Genomic DNA, 2,036 nt, shown 5'->3' with positions numbered 1-2,036 from the left:
GCCCAACTAAACTTCGTAAGTCCTAACTAATTACAAATATCCCAATATAAGATATTACAATTAGTAAACCGGATGTTGATAGTAAACCTGTCTAACTTAATCAATCCAATGATGTTCCGGTCAGTCGTAAAAATACATCTTCTAAGTTGGTGCGGCGGCGGGTTAGACTAACAGATGGAATCGTATTTAGGTCCTGCCAGAGAGGTTGGGGATTGTCCATAGGTAATGCAATCAGATAGTTACTGCCAAAGGTGCGATACCAAGTTCCGTACTGAGTCGCTAATTGTTGCAGGATATCTGGCGAGATTCCCTCAATCTCCACTAGCTCTTTACCAACAGTGCGCTCAATCAGGTCATCGGGGGTACCTTCGTCAATCACCTTACCCTGCTGAAGTAAGATTAAGCGATCGCATAACCGTTGTGCTTCATCCATATAGTGAGTAGTCAACAACACCCCACACCCCTGATGTTTCAGGTGAATCACCAGCTTCCAAAAATCCTGCCGTGCATCCGGGTCAAGTCCTGTAGTAGGCTCATCTAAAAACACGACTTGGGGATGATTAATCAAGGCTCGTGCCAATACCAAACGCCGCTTCAAGCCACCAGATAGCTCATCAATCCGCCGCTGAGCATAATCCTGTAGCCCCACGAGCTCCAGTAACTCCCCTGCTCGTGTCCGAGCTGACTTACCGGTGATCCGGTAGTGGTGGGCAAAGACAACCAAATTCTCAAATACGGTGAAGTCCGGGTCAAGATTATCCTCTTGAGTAACAATCCCCATGGAAAAACGAACCTGTCGCCCTTGAGAATGTACCTGATATTGACCCAACTGTACAAAGCCACGACTAGGCACAACTGCGCCGTAGAGCATTCCCACCGTAGTCGTTTTACCCGCACCATTCGGTCCAAGTAAACCCAAAACTTCCCCAGGATTTAGGGTAAAACTAACTCCACTAACGACAGTGCGATGCTCCTTTGGAGCCGCTACGCGAACGCCATAAGATTTCCACAAATCGTAAGCCGTCAGTGCTACTCGTTCCGTATCGATTTCAGATGTTGTAAGATGCATAGCTAAGACCACAGATGGGTGGCTCAATTTTGAAGGTTAGCGGGTTGAAGGTTAGCGGGTTGAAGGTTAGCGGGTTGAAGGTTAGCGGGTTGAAGGTTAGCGGGTTGAAGGTTAGCGGGTTGAAGGTTAGCGGGTTGAAGGTTAGCTGGTTGAAGGTTGGCTGGTTGGAGGTTAGCTGGTTGAAGGTTAGCTGGTTGAAGGTTGGCTGGTTGAAGATTAGCTGCTTGAAGGTTAGCTGAGTGAAATACCCAAGGATAATCGGTAATGGGTAATGGCTCACGGACCACTGACCCAAGGTTAATTGAGTCTTACTTAAATAAATTCATGACTTGGGTAAATTCATTAGCTTCGCAAAGCCAAAGGAAAAACTTTGCTTTCACTTGTACTACAAAAGTAGTATAACGAGACGTTTTAATGCTGTCAAAATTAATCAAGACACCAAAGATGGATGAAGGGATAGAAATCAGGCATTAAAGCCAGAAAAACAGGTACTTATCAAGTCTTATCTCTATTTATCGTTAATTTCAAAGGTAACCAGTTAACCTGTAAGCATTCAGCGATCAGCGATCAGCGATCAGCGATCAGCGATCAGCGATCAGCGATCAGCGATCAGCTAGCTAACCTTGGCCAAAAGGCCACGCGTTCGCGTTCAACCTTGGCCTTTGGCCACGCGTTCGCGTTCAACCCCCTAACCTTAAACCCACTAACCTTAACCCTTCAACCAACTCCCAAAATCAACTCCCAACTATTCAACCTTCCCGTATCCATCGCTACATCATCCACCACCTGTAATTGCCATACTCCCGATGCTGGTTTATTCAAAACCGACTTCAAACCAGGAGTAGTTTCCACGGAATAGGTTTGTTTTAATAGGCATCGGGGATGAATAGGGAACCTTTTAGGACTATTTTCAGTCTGAACCTTAGATCCAACAACTCTGGTACCTGCTTTACCTTTCCAAGAAGCC

3 protein-coding genes are annotated in these 2,036 nt (G+C 45.9%); all 3 read right to left on the bottom strand.

Translation table 11 applies throughout. From position 1 onward, the window contains the following. Positions 1 to 100 precede the first annotated feature (100 nt). Complete coding sequence (locus tag F6K38_RS40385; protein WP_044495031.1) at positions 101 to 1,069, bottom strand: ABC transporter ATP-binding protein; 969 nt, start codon at positions 1,067 to 1,069, stop codon at positions 101 to 103. A gap of 23 nt (positions 1,070 to 1,092) precedes the next feature. Continuing rightward, entirely contained in the window at positions 1,093 to 1,356 is a 264-nt protein-coding gene (locus F6K38_RS40380; RefSeq protein WP_287252163.1) for a pentapeptide repeat-containing protein, read from the bottom strand. A 430-nt stretch (positions 1,357 to 1,786) separates the two neighbouring features. After that, a partial coding sequence (locus tag F6K38_RS40375) for a proprotein convertase P-domain-containing protein (RefSeq protein WP_287360480.1) occupies positions 1,787 to 2,036 on the bottom strand: 250 nt, incomplete at its 5' end.

Source organism: Moorena sp. SIO3B2, assembly GCF_010692525.1.
GTDB classification, from domain to species: Bacteria; Cyanobacteriota; Cyanobacteriia; order Cyanobacteriales; family Coleofasciculaceae; genus Moorena; species Moorena producens.
Note: the sequence above shows the minus strand (reverse complement) of the source record. Positions and strands in the feature narration are given on the sequence as shown.

What these genes read in the sequence shown, in the direction of transcription:
- F6K38_RS40385 (WP_044495031.1), bottom strand. Translation starts at nt 1,069, where the DNA reads ATGCATCTTACAACATCTGAAATCGATACGGAACGAGTAGCACTGACG.